General features: G+C 62.2%; 16 protein-coding genes. 7 read left to right on the top strand and 9 right to left on the bottom strand.

Features of this window, described 5'->3' with window-relative positions:
- The first annotated feature begins 2 nt into the window (after positions 1-2).
- Positions 3-2,078: an ATP-dependent DNA helicase RecG gene (gene recG / locus ACSQ17_RS11610; RefSeq protein ID WP_436068729.1), complete on the top strand. Its 2,076-nt coding sequence runs from the start codon at positions 3-5 to the stop codon at positions 2,076-2,078.
- A gap of 90 nt (positions 2,079-2,168) precedes the next feature.
- The gene (locus ACSQ17_RS11605; RefSeq protein ID WP_436068728.1) at positions 2,169-3,575 is read left to right on the top strand and encodes an aminoacyl-tRNA deacylase and HDOD domain-containing protein; all 1,407 of its coding nucleotides are present in this window, start codon (positions 2,169-2,171) and stop codon (positions 3,573-3,575) included.
- Between the two features lie 55 nt (positions 3,576-3,630).
- On the opposite strand, the gene ACSQ17_RS11600 is transcribed toward ACSQ17_RS11605, so the two are convergent.
- The 6 genes from ACSQ17_RS11600 to ACSQ17_RS11575 all read right to left on the bottom strand — a co-directional run bounded on the left by ACSQ17_RS11600 (position 3,631) and on the right by ACSQ17_RS11575 (position 7,229).
- The gene (locus ACSQ17_RS11600; RefSeq protein ID WP_436068727.1) at positions 3,631-4,374 is read right to left on the bottom strand and encodes a hypothetical protein; all 744 of its coding nucleotides are present in this window, start codon (positions 4,372-4,374) and stop codon (positions 3,631-3,633) included.
- Between the two features lie 80 nt (positions 4,375-4,454).
- Positions 4,455-4,847, bottom strand: a complete 393-nt coding sequence (locus tag ACSQ17_RS11595; RefSeq protein WP_436068726.1) for a helicase — start codon at positions 4,845-4,847, stop codon at positions 4,455-4,457.
- A gap of 134 nt (positions 4,848-4,981) precedes the next feature.
- Positions 4,982-5,254 (bottom strand): HU family DNA-binding protein, encoded by a 273-nt coding sequence (locus tag ACSQ17_RS11590; protein WP_090250753.1) that lies wholly within the window; start codon positions 5,252-5,254, stop codon positions 4,982-4,984.
- A gap of 186 nt (positions 5,255-5,440) precedes the next feature.
- The gene (locus ACSQ17_RS11585) at positions 5,441-6,589 is read right to left on the bottom strand and encodes an NAD(P)/FAD-dependent oxidoreductase (protein ID WP_436068725.1); all 1,149 of its coding nucleotides are present in this window, start codon (positions 6,587-6,589) and stop codon (positions 5,441-5,443) included.
- 63 nt (positions 6,590-6,652) lie between these two features.
- The gene (locus ACSQ17_RS11580) at positions 6,653-6,820 is read right to left on the bottom strand and encodes a rubredoxin (protein WP_436068724.1); all 168 of its coding nucleotides are present in this window, start codon (positions 6,818-6,820) and stop codon (positions 6,653-6,655) included.
- Between the two features lie 241 nt (positions 6,821-7,061).
- Positions 7,062-7,229: a rubredoxin gene (locus tag ACSQ17_RS11575; protein ID WP_108489156.1), complete on the bottom strand. Its 168-nt coding sequence runs from the start codon at positions 7,227-7,229 to the stop codon at positions 7,062-7,064.
- A gap of 204 nt (positions 7,230-7,433) precedes the next feature.
- On the opposite strand from ACSQ17_RS11575, the gene ACSQ17_RS11570 reads away from it, so the two are divergent.
- From ACSQ17_RS11570 to ACSQ17_RS11550, 5 genes are all read left to right on the top strand, one after another.
- On the top strand, positions 7,434-7,985 hold the full coding sequence (locus ACSQ17_RS11570; RefSeq protein ID WP_436068723.1) for a chorismate--pyruvate lyase family protein: 552 nt from the start codon (positions 7,434-7,436) through the stop codon (positions 7,983-7,985).
- A 76-nt stretch (positions 7,986-8,061) separates the two neighbouring features.
- Complete coding sequence (ubiA, locus tag ACSQ17_RS11565; RefSeq protein ID WP_436068722.1) at positions 8,062-8,955, top strand: 4-hydroxybenzoate octaprenyltransferase; 894 nt, start codon at positions 8,062-8,064, stop codon at positions 8,953-8,955.
- 91 nt (positions 8,956-9,046) lie between these two features.
- On the top strand, positions 9,047-9,736 hold the full coding sequence (gene phoB / locus ACSQ17_RS11560; protein WP_436068721.1) for a phosphate regulon transcriptional regulator PhoB: 690 nt from the start codon (positions 9,047-9,049) through the stop codon (positions 9,734-9,736).
- Between the two features lie 48 nt (positions 9,737-9,784).
- The gene (phoR, locus tag ACSQ17_RS11555) at positions 9,785-11,092 is read left to right on the top strand and encodes a phosphate regulon sensor histidine kinase PhoR (RefSeq protein ID WP_436068720.1); all 1,308 of its coding nucleotides are present in this window, start codon (positions 9,785-9,787) and stop codon (positions 11,090-11,092) included.
- 69 nt (positions 11,093-11,161) lie between these two features.
- Positions 11,162-12,502, top strand: coding sequence for a hemolysin family protein (locus tag ACSQ17_RS11550; RefSeq protein WP_436068719.1), 1,341 nt, complete (start codon positions 11,162-11,164; stop codon positions 12,500-12,502).
- A 70-nt stretch (positions 12,503-12,572) separates the two neighbouring features.
- Here the strand turns inward: ACSQ17_RS11550 and ACSQ17_RS11545 are convergent, their stop codons facing one another.
- The 3 genes from ACSQ17_RS11545 to phoU all read right to left on the bottom strand — a co-directional run bounded on the left by ACSQ17_RS11545 (position 12,573) and on the right by phoU (position 15,363).
- A complete protein-coding gene (locus ACSQ17_RS11545) occupies positions 12,573-13,469 on the bottom strand; it encodes a peptidoglycan DD-metalloendopeptidase family protein (protein ID WP_233683202.1) in 897 nt (298 codons plus the stop codon).
- A 120-nt stretch (positions 13,470-13,589) separates the two neighbouring features.
- Positions 13,590-14,498: a response regulator gene (locus ACSQ17_RS11540; protein ID WP_436068718.1), complete on the bottom strand. Its 909-nt coding sequence runs from the start codon at positions 14,496-14,498 to the stop codon at positions 13,590-13,592.
- 133 nt (positions 14,499-14,631) lie between these two features.
- Positions 14,632-15,363: a phosphate signaling complex protein PhoU gene (gene phoU / locus ACSQ17_RS11535; RefSeq protein ID WP_233683200.1), complete on the bottom strand. Its 732-nt coding sequence runs from the start codon at positions 15,361-15,363 to the stop codon at positions 14,632-14,634.
- Between the last annotated feature and the right edge of the window lie 39 nt (positions 15,364-15,402).

The raw sequence follows: 15,402 nt of genomic DNA, 5'->3' as shown, positions 1-15,402 counted from the left end.
CCATGACCGAGCTGGCCGCGGTTTCTGTCACCGCGCTGAAAGGCGTGGGCGCCGCATTGGCCGAAAAGCTCGCCAAGGTCGGCCTGGAAACATTGCAGGACGTGCTGTTTCACCTGCCGTTGCGCTACCAGGACCGCACCCGCATCGTGCCAATCGGCGCATTGCGCCCTGGCCAGGACGCCGTGGTGGAAGGGATTGTCGCCGGCGCTGATGTGGTCATGGGCCGTCGCCGCAGCCTGCTGGTACGCCTGCAGGATGGCAGCGGCACCCTCAGCCTGCGCTTTTACCACTTCAGCCAGGCACAGAAAGAAGGCCTCAAGCGCGGCACACAGATCCGCTGCTACGGTGAAGTGCGCCCAGGCTCGTCGGGCCTGGAAATCTATCACCCGGAATACCGTGCGCTGTCCGGCAACGAGCCAATCGCGGTCGAACAGACCCTGACACCGATCTACCCGACCACCGAAGGCCTGACCCAACAGCGCCTGCGCCAGCTCAGCGAGCAGGCACTGGCGCGCCTCGGCCCGCACAGCCTGCCCGACTGGCTGCCACGTGAACTGGCCGACGACTATCAGCTCAGCCCGCTTGATCAAGCCATTCGCTATTTGCATCGGCCGCCACCGGATGCCGACCTGGAAGAACTCGCCGAAGGCCGTCATTGGGCGCAGCATCGTCTGGCGTTCGAAGAGCTGCTGACCCACCAGCTGTCCTTGCAGCGCCTGCGTGAAAGCGTCCGCGCGCAGCAGGCACCCGCCCTGCCCATTGCACGCAGCCTGCCGCAGCAATACCTGGCCAACCTCGGCTTCACCCCGACCGGCGCACAGCAGCGCGTCGGCGCGGAAATCGCCTATGACCTCAGCCAGAGCGAGCCGATGCTGCGTCTGGTGCAAGGCGACGTCGGTGCCGGCAAGACTGTGGTAGCGGCCTTTGCCGCACTGCAGGCACTGGAAGCCGGTTATCAAGTGGCGCTGATGGCGCCTACCGAAATTCTCGCCGAGCAGCATTTTCTCAATTTCAGCAAATGGCTCGCGCCGCTCGGCATGGACGTCGCCTGGCTGGCTGGCAAGCTCAAAGGCAAAGCCCGCGCCAGCGCGCTGGAGCAGATCGCCAGCGGCGTACCCATGGTGGTCGGCACCCATGCGCTGTTTCAGGAGGAAGTGCAGTTCCAGAAACTCGCCCTGGTGATCATTGATGAACAGCACCGCTTCGGCGTGCAGCAACGCCTGGCCTTGCGCCAGAAAGGGGTGGGCGGACGCATGTGCCCGCATCAGCTGATCATGACCGCCACGCCGATCCCCAGAACCCTGGCCATGAGTGCCTACGCCGATCTCGACACCTCGATTCTCGACGAGTTACCGCCCGGACGCACCCCGGTAAACACCCTGGTGATCGCCGACAGCCGCCGCCTGGAAGTGGTCGAACGGGTACGCCTGGCGTGCAACGAAGGGCGTCAGGCCTACTGGGTATGCACCCTGATTGAGGAATCCGAAGAACTGACCTGCCAAGCCGCCGAAACCACCTTCGAGGATTTGTCGGCAGCGCTTGGCGGACTCAATGTCGGCCTGATCCACGGACGCATGAAACCAGCCGAAAAAGCCGCAGTGATGGATCAGTTCAAACAGGGCCAACTGCAACTGCTGGTGGCCACCACGGTGATTGAGGTCGGCGTCGACGTGCCCAACGCCAGCCTGATGATCATCGAGAACCCCGAACGCCTGGGCCTGGCCCAGCTGCACCAGCTGCGTGGCCGCGTCGGACGTGGCAGCGCAGCCAGCCATTGTGTGCTGCTCTACCATGCACCGCTGTCACAACTCGGCCGCCAACGCCTGGCGATCATGCGCGAGACCTGCGACGGCTTCGTCATCGCCGAAAAAGACCTGGAACTACGCGGCCCCGGCGAGATGCTCGGCACCCGTCAGACCGGCTTGCTGCAATTCAAAGTTGCCGACCTGATGCGCGACGCCGACCTGCTGCCCGCTGTGCGCGACGCCGCCCAGGCCCTGCTGGAACATTGGCCGCAGCACGTCAGCCCGCTGCTTGAACGCTGGTTGCGGCATGGCCAACAATACGGGCAAGTGTGAGCCAACGCACAGTGCACCCGTCGCCTGCGCCGCATTTTACTCAGCCCGCTGTTTATACTCGTGAAATTGCTGCCTCAGCCGGATACCGCCATGACTGAACTCGCCCTTGCTCCCGACACTGCCGCGCAACCGCCTGCGGTGATTCTGCAATTGCTGGAAAAACTGGGTCTGGCCTACCAAATCCGCCGTGACCAGCCCAGCCTGCCGAGCGCGCAACGCCTGCAAGCGGTGCTGCTCGATGACGCAGTAGGGGCATTGCTGGTGCTCTATCCGCAGAATCAGTTGCTCGACCTCAACCGCCTCACCGAATTGACGGGTCGTCAGCTCACCGCCGTCAAACCGGAGCGCCTGGAACGGATGCTGGGCAAGCACAACCTGAAAGTGCTGCCGGGCCTGCCGCCCCTGACCAGCTCGCCGTGCCTGTATGACGAACGCCTGCTGCAAGTACCCAGCCTGTATATCGAATCGGGCCAACCTGGCGTACTGCTGGAACTGCACACCGAAGCGTTCAAGAACCTGCTGAGCAAGGCCAGCGCGGCGCGCTTTGGCGAACCGCTGAGCAATATCCGCCTGAACCTCGACCGCCCGGACGATGACCGCGCTGAAATCACCCAGGCAGTGCAGGCCTTTACCGCCCGACGCATCCAGCAGCGTCTGGAAGAAACCATCGAAATCCCACCGCTGCCGGAAACCGCACAGAAGATCATCAAGCTGCGCGTTGACCCGGAAGCCACAGTGGACGACATCACCGGCGTGGTGGAAACCGACCCGGCGCTGGCCGCGCAGGTGGTCAGTTGGGCGGCATCGCCCTACTACGCCGCGCCCGGCAAGATCCGCTCCGTGGAAGACGCTATCGTCCGCGTACTCGGCTTCGACCTGGTGATCAACCTGGCCCTCGGCCTGGCCCTCGGCAAAACCCTGAGCCTGCCCAAGGATCAGCCGCAGCAGGCCACACCCTACTGGCAGCAGGCGATTTATACTGCGGCCGTGATCGAAGGCCTGACCCGCGCCATCCCCCGTGCGCAACGCCCGGAAACCGGCCTGACCTACCTCGCCGGACTGCTGCACAACTTCGGCTACCTGGTCCTGGCGCACGTATTCCCGCCGCACTTCTCGCTGATCTGCCGCCACCTGGAGGTCAATCCGCACCTCTCGCACAGCTATATCGAACAGCACCTGCTGGGCATCACCCGCGAACAGATCGGCGCCTGGCTGATGCGCTACTGGGACATGCCGGAAGAACTGGCCAGCGCGCTGCGCTTCCAGCACGACCCGGAATACACCGCTGCGCACGCGGTCTACCCGAACCTGGTGTGCCTGTCGGTCAGTCTGCTGCGCAACCGTGGCATTGGTGCCGGGCCGCAAAGCGACATTCCACAGAGCCTGTTCGACAACCTTGGCATCAGCCGGGAAAAGGCCGAAGAAGCTGTAAGCAAGGTGCTAGCGGCCGAGGTCGCCCTGCGCGAACTGGCGGCGCAATTCCACCCGGCACACTGAGTCTGCTGCAACGAAAAAGGGGCCTGCGGGCCCCTTTGTCATTCCAAACCAAGCCTTACTTCTTCGGCTTCAACTGGGCACGCCGCGCGGCGAACAACTCGGGCAGAATCTGCACGCTATTGTCGAGCAACTGGGCAACCGCCGGCTGCTCGTACACGGCCGCATATTCGGCCAGTTTTTCGCTGGGCATCTGCCGGTAGGCGTAGAGCATAAAGGACTCCACCGCCTCGGCGCTGGACGTGCGCAGCGCGTCTTCCTGGGCCTTGGTCTGGCTGCTCAGCGCTTTCTCGTCGATGCTTTCGCCGCGCCCTTGCAAGGCCAGAAACGCCTGGGTCTTGCCCACTTCATAACGCAGCAGGGTGGCCAGGGTGGTGGTGTGGGCAGCGGCATCCAGACGCCTTACCAGGGCCAGGCGCTCTTCACGTGGTGGGCGCTCGCCCAGCTGCTTTCGGTAAGCTGCCAGGCCCTCGGCGCCACCCTCACCCACCGACCGTTCGGCAGCAGTAAAACCCTGCGCCAGCGGGCTTTCCAGCAGGCGTTTGGCCTGTTCCAGCTGAGCCTGGTCGAGCTTGCTGCTCAGGCGCTTGGCCAGATCCAGGCACAAGCCATCGGCAGCAAACACCTTGGCCAGCTGCGCTTGTTGTTTATCAGTCAGGCCACGCTGCACCAGCGGTGCGCTCTGTTCACAGAGCAAACGAATACCGGCCAGCTCGAATAACGGCGCAAAGGCTTCGGCTTTGGGGGGCGCGGCGTGGACAAGGGAGGCGGAAAACAGCAGGGCAATCAGCAGCAGACGCATGGGCACTCTCTCACTATGGCTTTGCCCAGCCTAGCGAATGCGGTGCGCGCCGGCCAGCCCTGGCGCGCACGGTGTGCCAATCAGGCGGCTTTTTTTGCGGCGTCTTTCTTCTTCGGCATCAGGTATTTGGTCAGGCCCTGGAACCAGATCACCAGTGCCGGGTTGCCCTGGATCTGGATGTCCTTATTCTGAATACCTTGCATAAACGCCAATTGCTTGTTTTTCGCGCTCATGGTGGCGAAGCCGTAGGCCGCATCCTTGAAGCCCAGGGCAAAGGCCGGCTCGCTGGCCGGGCCGCGCTTGCTGGTGATGCGCTGGTTCTTGACGATGAAGTGACGGGCAACCTTGCCGTCCAGGGTGTGCAGCTGAAAGACCATATCGCGGTCGACCAGTTGTTGTTGGAACGCCGGGTTTTCACGGCTGGCCTTGGCCATCAGGCGGCCCAGCATCCACAGAAGAAAACGGAATTTCATGCGCGAGGCCTCGCAAAGGAAAGGAAAAGGCGGCGCATTGTAGCGGTTTGTGGCGGGGACTACATCCGGCTGAAAGAAGGGCCGAACAGGTACTGACAGAGCAGCCCGGAGCCTTAGGCTCCGGGCCTTGAGGCTCAGTTGACCGCGTCTTTCAGGGACTTGCCCGGCTTGAAGGCAACGGTGTTGCTGGCCTTGATCTTCACCGGCTCGCCGGTCTGCGGGTTTTTGCCGGTGCGAGCACCGCGGTGACGTTGCACGAAAGTACCGAAGCCCACCAACGTAACGCTGTCCTTGCGGTTCAGTGCGTTGGTGATTTCTTCGAGTACCGCGTTTAGTACACGGTTGGCCTGATCTTTGGTCAGATCCGCCTTATCGGCGATGGCGGCGGCGAGTTCCGGTTTACGCATAAATGCCTCTTTACGGTTTTTTGTTGTTGTGTCCGGGCTGCTCTGCGTGAGCAGATACCAAGGCGCCGCAACAGCTCTAGGCTGCGGCAGACTGAGGGAGGATGGCATGCCATGGGGCCCTGCGCCAGTCTTGCCCGACAGTTAGAACGGGCAATTTTGTGGCATATCCGACAGAACAACCGCTATTCAGGCCAAAAGCGCGGGTAACAGCTTATTCAGGGCCAATTTTTCCTGCACGGCCGTACCGGTGAGGGCATAGCCGATCAGGCTGCCATCGGCGGCCAGGCAGAGCGCCTTGATGTCGCCGCCACTACCTTCCACACGCCACTCGCCTTGCAGGCCACGCGGCGGTGGCGATACCACCAGCGGGCAAACCGGGGTTTTCACTGTCACCGGCATCGGCCCGTAGCTCACCGCCGTCGAGGTACCGGCCAGGGTTTGCGCCAGCGCACGGGCGCCGGTCATCAGCGGCATGACGTAAAGCAGGTTGATGCCATCGACCTCGGCGCAATCACCCAGGGCGTAGATATTGGCGTGAGAGGTACGCAGCTGACGGTCGACCACCACCCCGCGATTGACCGCCAATCCAGCGGCAGCAGCCAGTTCGATACGCGGGCGCAGGCCGACGGCGGACAGCACCAGATCGCACTCGATCAGCGTGCCGTCGGACAGGTGCGCTTCCAGCGCATCACCTTTGTGGTTCAGGCTGGCCAGCACCGGGCCGAGGTGGAAACGCGCCCCCAACCCTTCCAGACCCGCTTGAACAGCTGCGGCGGCAGCCGGATGCAGCAAGCCGGGCATCACCTGCTCGCAGGGTGCAACCAGTTCGACCTGATAACCGCCCAGGCTCAGGTCATTGGCAAACTCACAACCGATCAGCCCGGCACCCAGCAGCAAAACGCGCTGCTTGCCGGCGGCTGCCGCACGGAAGCGTGCATAGTCTTCCAGATCATTGATCGAGAAGATCGCATCATCGGCATCGCCCTGCACCGGTACGCGAATCACCTCGGCACCCCAGGCCAGCACCAGATCACGGTACGGCACCGCTTCTTCGCCGATCCACAACTGCTTGTGGCCAGGGTCAATGCCGCTGATGCGGGTATGGGTGCGAATTTCTGCCTTGAGCTGATCGGCCATGGCACCCGGCTCGGCCATGCTCAGGCCATCGGCGTCCTTGTTCTTGGCAAAGCCGGTGGACAGCATGGGCTTGGAGTACGAGCGACCATCGTCGGCGGTGATCAGCAGCAGTGGGGTTTCGCTGTCCAGCTTGCGAAATTCACGGGCCAGGTTGTAGCCGGCCAGGCCGGTGCCGACGATGACGACAGGTGCACTCATTACTGCATTCCTCACTCAGGGCACGCGGGCGCGGCCGGGGTCAATTCTTTGGGGATAGAGGGCTCAGGCGATCTCGATCATCTCGAAATCCAGCTTGCCGACGCCACAATCAGGGCACAGCCAGTCGGCGGGAATATCTTCCCAGGCCGTACCAGGGTCGATGCCTTCCTCGGGCAGGCCGAGGGCTTCGTCATAGATAAAACCGCACACCACACACTGCCACTTACGCATAACCACCTCGCTGCTTGATTCAGCTCGTTCGGGGAATTGAGTATGGGCACTCGCCAAACAAAACGGCGACCCTTGGGTCGCCGCCTAGAGCAGCATCTACTTAGAACCAGTTTCAGATCTAGCGAGCTAGAGCGATGCAAGGCAAAAACAGGCGAGAAAGCGGAGTTTACGGCTGTAAATGAGCATTTCGAGCCTGTTTTTAACGCAGCAGCGCCGACGCGCAGCAGATCGGAGAGGGCTATTAACCGATTTCGATCATTTCAAAATCAAGCTTACCCACGCCACAGTCAGGGCACAGCCAGTCTTCCGGAACATCCTGCCACGCCGTACCGGCGGCGATGCCCTCATCAGGCCAGCCCTGGCTTTCGTCGTAAATCAGTCCACAGACTACACATTGCCACTTCTTCATAACTACCTCTGGCGGATCACACGGCTATTGCGCCGGGCAAACTACCGTATCTGCGCAGGTGCGCCAAGCCGCCGGGCGATGAATAGCGCGCCAGCAGCGCCAACCAAAGTCGGGTTGTGCACCACTGGGGATTGCTGCGCTGCACCAGCTCGGGCCCAGGCGGCATGCTAGACTCGCGCGCCTCAGTTCAAGTGAAACCTGTTCGTGCCCCACGCCGCCCTTGCCCATCCGCCGCGCTGGCTGACTGCCAGCCAACTGCACCCCGCGCCCACGGCAGCGGTGCGTGACTGGCTGTTCAATGAAGACTCGCTGACACGCCGTCTGACAGCGCTGTCGGCCAATGGCTTTAGCGTGACCCCGCTGCAGGAAGGCTGGCAGCGCCTGCGCAACGATGAATGCAGCGCACTGGGCGTGGCCAGCGGCAGCCAAGGCTGGGTGCGCGAGGTATACCTGCGCGGCCACGGCCAGCCCTGGGTATTCGCCCGCAGCGTGGCGGCGCGCAGCGTGCTGGAAGGCTCCGGCCTGGCCCTGGAGCAACTCGGCAGCCGCTCGCTGGGGGAACTGCTGTTCAGCGACCGCGCCTTCGATCGGGGTGAACTGCAGGTGTGCCGTTATCCGGCGCTCTGGCTGCCGGCCGATGCCCGCAGCGAACGCCTGTGGGCACGTCGCTCGTGCTTTAGCCGTGGCCCTCTGGGCGTGCTGGTGGCGGAAGTGTTTCTGCCAACTTTCTGGCAACACGCCGGTATCGATCCGTAGGGTGGATCGCTAAAGCGCGATCCACCCTAGCCGTCCAGCGCCCTTATAATCCGCGCAACCTGCACGGAGACGCACCATGTATACCCGCCTGCTGAAATCCCTCAACCGCTTGCACCCGCGCGCCTGGGACTTCGTCCAGTTGATGCGCCTGGAAAAACCCATCGGCATCTACCTGCTGCTGTGGCCGACGCTGTGGGCACTGTGGGTGGCGGCCAAAGGCGTGCCGAGCGTGAAAAACCTGCTGATCTTCGTCTTCGGGGTGATCCTGATGCGCGCCGCCGGCTGCGTGATCAACGATTACGCCGACCGCAACTTCGACGGCCACGTCAACCGTACCCAGGCGCGCCCGCTGGCCAGCGGCAAGGTCAAGCCGCGTGAAGCCTTGATCCTGTTCGCCGTATTGGTGGCAGCCAGCTTTATCCTCGTGCTGTTTACCAACGCCACCACCATCTGGCTGTCGTTCGGCGGCCTGGCCCTGGCTGCCTGCTACCCCTTTATGAAGCGCTACACCTTCTACCCGCAGGTGGTGCTCGGCGCGGCATTTTCCTGGGGTATGCCGATGGCCTTTACCGCCGAAACCGGCAGCCTGCCGCCGGAAGCCTGGCTGCTGTATATCGCCAACCTGTTGTGGACGGTGGCCTACGACACCTACTACGCCATGGCCGACCGCGAGGACGACCTGAAGATCGGGGTGAAATCCACCGCCATCCTGTTCGGCGACGCCGACCGCCTGATCATCGTCATCCTCCAAGGCCTGGCGCTGCTCTGCCTGCTGCTGGCGGCGGCGCGCTTCGAGCTGGGCCTGTACTTCCACCTCGGCTTGCTGGTCGCCGCTGGCTGCTTTGCCTGGGAGTTTCACAAGACCCGCAACCGCAAGCCAATGGCCTGCTTCAATGCCTTTCTGCATAACCATTGGGCTGGTCTGGCGATCTTTATCGGCCTGGTAGTGGACTACGCTCTGCGCGGCTAGAAAAAAGCTTTGCCGCGCACCTGTCATATCGCTGCAATAATTCCGTTATCTAATGCAGCCCATTACAGCGAGATGACCCGAGGCCCCACCCATGGTTGGCAAGAACATCCTGATCGTCGATGACGAAGCACCGATCCGTGAAATGATCGCCGTGGCCCTGGAAATGGCCGGCTACGAGTGCCTGGAAGCGGAAAATACCCAGCAGGCACATGCCATCATCGTCGACCGTAAACCTGATTTGATTCTGCTCGACTGGATGCTCCCCGGCACCAGCGGCATCGAACTGGCGCGCCGCCTCAAGCGCGATGAGCTGACCGGCGATATCCCGATCATCATGCTCACCGCCAAGGGCGAAGAGGACAACAAGATCCAGGGCCTGGAAGTCGGCGCCGACGACTACATCACCAAACCGTTCTCCCCGCGCGAACTGGTCGCCCGCCTGAAAGCCGTGCTGCGCCGCGCAGGACCGACCGACAGTGAAGGGCCGATCGAAGTCGGCGGCCTGCTGCTCGACCCGGTCAGCCACCGCGTGACCATCGACGGCAAACCGGCCGAGATGGGCCCTACCGAATACCGCCTGCTGCAATTCTTTATGACCCACCAGGAACGCGCATACACCCGTGGCCAGCTGCTCGATCAGGTCTGGGGCGGCAACGTGTATGTCGAGGAACGCACCGTCGACGTGCATATCCGTCGCCTGCGCAAAGCCCTCGGCGAGGTCTACGAGAATCTGGTGCAGACTGTACGCGGCACGGGTTACCGTTTCTCCACCAAGAACTGACCCCTGCTGCACCTGGCAACCATGGATTGATTGGCGGATGAGTGTGAATTGAATCAAGACTGGCGCGGCCCCCTGATACGTCGCTTGTTGCTGCTGGTCGGCGTCTGCCTGCTACTCGGGCTGATCACCGACGAATACGCCTGGGCGCTGGTGCTCGGCCTGGCCGGTTACCTCGGCTGGCACCTGCAACAACTGCTGCGCCTGCACAAATGGCTGCGTACCCGCCAGGGTGACGAAGCACCGCCCGATGGCTACGGCCTGTGGGGCGAAGTGTTCGACAACATCTACCACCTGCAACGCCGCGACCAGAAAGTCCGTGGCCGCTTACAAGCGGTGATCGACCGCGTGCAGGAATCCACGGCTGCGCTGAAAGATGCAGTGATCATGCTCGACCGCGACGGCAACCTGGAGTGGTGGAACATCGCCGCAGAAAAACTGCTGGGCCTGAAAACCCCGCAGGACAGCGGCCAGCAGATCAGCAACCTGGTGCGCGACCCGCGCTTTATCGAGTACTTCGAGAACCACAATTACAACGAGCCGCTGGAGTTGCCCTCGCCGGTCAGCGACCGCCTGCGCCTGCAATTTCATATCACCCAGTACGGCAACCGTGAGCACCTGATGCTGGTGCGCGACATCACCCGCCTGTATCAGCTGGAACAGATGCGCAAAGACTTCGTTGCCAACGTCTCCCACGAGTTGCGCACCCCGTTGACGGTGATCAGCGGCTACCTGGAAACCCTGCTGGATAATGTTGAAGACGTTAACCCACGCTGGCTGCGCGCCCTGCAACAGATGCAGCAGCAAGGCGGGCGCATGCAGAACCTGCTCAACGATCTGCTCTTGCTGGCCAAGCTGGAAGCCACCGACTACCCCTCGGATAATCAGCCGGTGGCCGTCGACCTACTCCTGCTGAGCATCAAGAACGATGCCCAGGCGCTGTCCGGCGAGCGTCATCACCGCATCAGCCTGGAGGCAGACCCGCACCTCAAGCTCAAAGGCAGCGAGGCAGAGGTACGCAGCGCCTTCTCCAACCTGGTGTTCAACGCGGTGAAATACACCCCGGACGAAGGCAATATCCAGATTCGCTGGTGGGGCGATGAACAGGGCGCGCACCTCAGCGTGCAGGACAGCGGCCTGGGCATTGAGGCCAAGCACCTGCCGCGCCTGACCGAGCGCTTCTACCGGGTCGACTCCAGCCGCGCCAGCAACACCGGTGGCACTGGCCTGGGCCTGGCCATCGTCAAGCATGTGCTGCTGCGCCACCGTGCCCGCCTGGAAATCGTCAGCAGCCTGGGTAAAGGCAGCACCTTTACCTGCCACTTCCCGACCCAACAGGTTGTCAGGCGCGGCCAGTAGCCGCGTCCTACTTGCAAAGCCGGCTGGCAACCTCCACCCTTTAGCAGTCATTCACTACCCGAACCCCCTATGGACCCCTCCACGAGTTACGTCGCCAACAGCTATTTCGCCGATTTCGGCCTTGTCCTCTTCGCCCTGTTTCTGGTGCTGCTCAACGGCTTTTTCGTCGCCGCCGAGTTCGCCATCGTCAAGCTGCGCGCCACCAAGGTGGATGCCCTGGCCGCCAAAAATGGCTGGCGCGGGCATATTCTGCGCACCGTGCACAACCAGCTGGATGCTTACCTGTCAGCCTGTCAGCTGGGCATCACCCTGGCCTCGCTGGGCCTCGGCTGGGTCGGTGAGCCGGCCTTCGCCCACCTGCTGGAACCGCTGCTTGGGGCCATCGGCATCGAATCGCCAAAGCTGGTGCATGGCATCGCCTTCTTCACCGCGTTTTTCATCATTTCCTACCTGCACATCGTGATCGGCGAGCTGGCACCCAAGTCTTGGGCGATCCGCAAACCCGAGCTGCTGTCGCTGTGGACGGCCGCGCCGCTGTACCTGTTCTACTGGGCCATGTACCCGGCGATCTTCCTGCTCAATGCCAGTGCCAATGCCATCCTGCGCATCGCTGGCCAGGGCGAACCAGGGCCGCACCATGAGCATCATTACAGCCGCGACGAACTCAAGCTGATCCTGCACTCCAGCCGCGCCAGCGACCCCAGTGATCAGGACATGCGCGTACTGGCTTCGGCCGTGGAACTGGGCGAGCTGGAAGTGGTGGACTGGGCCAACTCACGCGAGGACCTGGTGTCGCTGCCGCTGACCGCTGCACTGGATGAGGTGTTCAGCGTATTCCGCAGGCACAAGTACAGCCGTTACCCGATCTATGACGACACCAGCGGCGAATACGTTGGCGTACTGCATATCAAGGACCTGCTGCTGCACCTGTCACTGCTGGAAATGCTGCCCTCGGCGCTGAAACTGGCCGAGTTGATGCACCCGATCGAACGGGTCGGCCGGCATATGCCGCTGTCCAACCTGCTCGAGCAGTTCCGCCAAGGCGGTTCGCACTTCGCCCTGGTTGAGGAGGCCGACGGCAAGGTGATCGGCTACCTGACCATGGAAGACGTGCTGGAAGCCCTGGTCGGCGATATTCAGGATGAACACCGCAAGGCCGAACGCGGCATCCTCGCCTACCAGCCGGGAAAACTGCTGGTACGCGGCGACACGCCACTGGCCAAGGTCGAACGCCTGCTCGGTGTCGACCTCGATCACGTCGAAGCGGAAACCCTGGCCGGACTGATCTACGACACGCTCAAGCGCATGCCGGAAGAAGAGGAAGTGCTGGAAGTCGACGGCCTACGGATCATCGTGAAAAAGATGAAAGGGCCGAAGATCGTGCTGGCCAAGGTACTCAAGCTGGATTGAGCAGCTGGGGATTGCTGCTCCATTCTAGATATTGAGTAGGTGCGCACCGCGCACCCTACTTCAAACCACCTTATTCGCCGCCGACGGCAAAGTTAGGCAGGCTGTTGACCGGCTGCGAGAAGTCGAAGGGGATCGATTCCAGCGCCAGGCCGACATTGCGCTGCACCACGAAGTGCAGGTGCGGGCCGGTGCTGTTGCCGGTATTGCCGGAACGCGCCAGAAAGGCACCAGCGGCGACATGGCTACCCTCGCTGACCGCCACCGAGCCTTGCATCAGGTGCAGGTAAACGCCCATGGTGCCGTCGTCATGCAGGATGCGCACATAGTTGCCAGACGGGTTATTGCCACGGCCGCTCTGCTGGTTCTCGGTTTTCACCACCACACCGCTGCGTGCGGCGACAATCGGCGTGCCTTCCGGCATGGCAATGTCCATGGCGTAACGGCCCTTGGGAGTGAAGTGACTGTACTTGCCGTTCGCCCCCTGGGTCAGGCGGAACGGCCCTCCACGCCAGGGCAGCGGGTAGTGTTGCTGAGTCGGCAACAGGCGCGGGTCACCCATGGCATAGCGCAGCTTGGGGGTGTAGCGCATGGGTTTGCTGGCATCACGCGGGGCCAGGGTGGCCAGGCGGATATTGCTGCGCGGCGGCAGCACCCAGTTGATGGGTTTGTCGGGAACGCCGCTGACGTTGTCCAGCGCATCCAGACGTAACTCGATCTGCACCGGGGCGTGCAGGTCATTGCGTACCAACAGAGTTTCACCGGCCTCGTGCTTCTTGGTTTCCAGTTTCACCTGGTTGTCCAGGCGTTCAACCATGCGGTCGCGGAATACAAACACCTGAGCACCGGCAGTGGCCTTGTCGGTATAGGTGACCACGCCGTTGGCATCGGTGTACTTGTAAATGGTCAACGCCATTGCCTGGCCGGCAAGGGTCAACAAACTGCAGAGAAGTATCAGACGCCCTAGCATAACGACTCGGATCTTGTGATTGGTCTGTCCGGGCCGTTCAGATTAGCAGCCGTTTGGCAGCCATGCGACCCGGCGCACCAGGGTTGTGAGCCACCTCGCAGGCCGCTGCGGGCGCGGCACTCAGGCACCCGGACTGAAGTGCTTCTGCGCAGTGCCGCGGGCGATCAGCCGGGAGATGTAGTCCAGCTTCTGCGGATCCTGGTCAACGAACTTGAACGTCAACTGCAACCATTCGCTGTCCGGTTTCGGCTCGAAAGCCGCCACCGCATGCAGGTAACCGTTAAGCCGTGCAGTTTCCGCCGCTTCGCCCTGCTCCAGATCGAGCACGGCACTGTCCAGAACCTGCGGCAGGTTCTCGCTGCGTTTAACCACCACCAGCGCTTCCTTGAGGCTCAATGCCTTGATCACGCAGGCCATGTTGCTGCCCGAGGCCAGACGCAACTGGCCTTGCCCGCGTCCGGTTGGCGCCGCACTGGCAGCCGCTTTACTGGCCGCCGGCTTGCCAGCTGCGGCGGGTTTGGCCTGTGGCGCTGCGGCAGGTTTGAGCACATCCGCCTTGCCGCCAGTCAGGGCGGACAGCGAATCATTGGCAAAGGCCCCGGTGCTGAGCATCTTCGGCGGCGCGCTGGACATCAGCGCCTGCAACTTGCCAGCGCGGCTCAGGGCCTTTTTTACCTTGGTGACCAGTTGCTCATTGGAAAACGGCTTGCCGATAAAGTCGGAAACGCCGGCCTGAATCGCCTGCACGACGTTTTCCTTGTCGCCACGGCTGGTGACCATGATGAAGGGGGTGATCTTGTGGCTGTCCTGCTCGCGGCACCAGGTAAGCAGTTCCAGGCCGGACATCTCCGGCATTTCCCAGTCGCAGAGAATCAGGTCGATGCTCTGCCGACCAAGCAGTTGCTGGGCCTTGCGCCCATTCACCGCTTCTTCGATCTGGATGCCGGGGAAGTGGTCGCGCAACCCTTTTTTCACCAGATCTCGGATAAAGGTTGCGTCATCCACTACCAGCACACTGACTTTGCTCATCGGCCACTCCCTTTGTAATGGCCTTAAGCATAGTCACGGCTACTGGCCAAAGGCCAACCGAAATGCACAGATGTGGCGATTACCTGCATTTTTTGCCAGGCGGGCGACAGCCTATCACCCGCTGGCACATGCCTTAATTACCCTTGCCGGTGCCCTGTACTTCTTCCTGCATGCGGGTCAGACCGATGTGCTTCACGTCAGTGCCGCGCACCAGGTAGATCACCAGCTCGGCGATATTGCGCGCATGGTCACCGATGCGCTCCAGCGAGCGCAGGGCCCAGATGATGTTAAGCACCCGCGAGATCGAGCGTGGGTCTTCCATCATGAAGGTCACCAGCTCACGCAGAGCGGTCTTGTATTCGCGGTCGACGGTCTTGTCGTACTGCGCCACCGACAGCGCCAGATCGGCGTCGAAGCGGGCGAAAGCGTCCAGGGCTTCCTGCACCATCTTGCGCACCTGATCGCCGATATGTCGCACTTCCACGTAGCCGCGCGGCGCTTCACCTTCCTCGCACAGCAGGATCGCGCGCTTGGCGATCTTGGTGGCTTCGTCGCCAATACGCTCGAGGTCGATTACCGACTTGGAGATGCTGATGATCAAACGCAAATCGGACGCCGCCGGCTGACGGCGGGCAAGAATGCGCACGCACTCCTCGTCGATATTGCGTTCCATCTGGTTGATCTGGTCGTCGATCTCACGCACCTGCTGGGCCAGACCGGAGTCGGCGTCGATCAGCGCGGTCACTGCGTCGTTGACCTGTTTCTCGACCAGGCCGCCCATGGCCAGCAGGTGGCTGCGCACCTCTTCCAGCTCGACGTTGAATTGCTGGGAGATATGCTGGGTGAGGTTTTCTTTGTTGATCATGGTTCGCTCCGCGAATGCTGCCGGCTTGGGTGGCCATGG

The organism is Pseudomonas sp. LjRoot71 (assembly GCF_964253255.1).
GTDB lineage: Bacteria > Pseudomonadota > Gammaproteobacteria > Pseudomonadales > Pseudomonadaceae > Aquipseudomonas.
Note: the sequence above shows the minus strand (reverse complement) of the source record. Positions and strands in the feature narration are given on the sequence as shown.

Bases quoted from the DNA above. Each gene is read 5' to 3' on its own strand.
- recG (WP_436068729.1), top strand. From the start codon at position 3: ATGACCGAGCTGGCCGCGGTTTCTGTCACCGCGCTGAAAGGCGTGGGC.
- ACSQ17_RS11605 (WP_436068728.1), top strand. From the start codon at position 2,169: ATGACTGAACTCGCCCTTGCTCCCGACACTGCCGCGCAACCGCCTGCG.
- ACSQ17_RS11600 (WP_436068727.1), bottom strand. From the start codon at position 4,374: ATGCGTCTGCTGCTGATTGCCCTGCTGTTTTCCGCCTCCCTTGTCCAC.
- ACSQ17_RS11595 (WP_436068726.1), bottom strand. From the start codon at position 4,847: ATGAAATTCCGTTTTCTTCTGTGGATGCTGGGCCGCCTGATGGCCAAG.
- ACSQ17_RS11590 (WP_090250753.1), bottom strand. From the start codon at position 5,254: ATGCGTAAACCGGAACTCGCCGCCGCCATCGCCGATAAGGCGGATCTG.
- ACSQ17_RS11585 (WP_436068725.1), bottom strand. From the start codon at position 6,589: ATGAGTGCACCTGTCGTCATCGTCGGCACCGGCCTGGCCGGCTACAAC.
- ACSQ17_RS11580 (WP_436068724.1), bottom strand. From the start codon at position 6,820: ATGCGTAAGTGGCAGTGTGTGGTGTGCGGTTTTATCTATGACGAAGCC.
- ACSQ17_RS11575 (WP_108489156.1), bottom strand. From the start codon at position 7,229: ATGAAGAAGTGGCAATGTGTAGTCTGTGGACTGATTTACGACGAAAGC.
- ubiA (WP_436068722.1), top strand. From the start codon at position 8,062: ATGTATACCCGCCTGCTGAAATCCCTCAACCGCTTGCACCCGCGCGCC.
- phoB (WP_436068721.1), top strand. From the start codon at position 9,047: ATGGTTGGCAAGAACATCCTGATCGTCGATGACGAAGCACCGATCCGT.
- ACSQ17_RS11550 (WP_436068719.1), top strand. From the start codon at position 11,162: ATGGACCCCTCCACGAGTTACGTCGCCAACAGCTATTTCGCCGATTTC.
- ACSQ17_RS11545 (WP_233683202.1), bottom strand. From the start codon at position 13,469: ATGCTAGGGCGTCTGATACTTCTCTGCAGTTTGTTGACCCTTGCCGGC.
- ACSQ17_RS11540 (WP_436068718.1), bottom strand. From the start codon at position 14,498: ATGAGCAAAGTCAGTGTGCTGGTAGTGGATGACGCAACCTTTATCCGA.
- phoU (WP_233683200.1), bottom strand. From the start codon at position 15,363: ATGATCAACAAAGAAAACCTCACCCAGCATATCTCCCAGCAATTCAAC.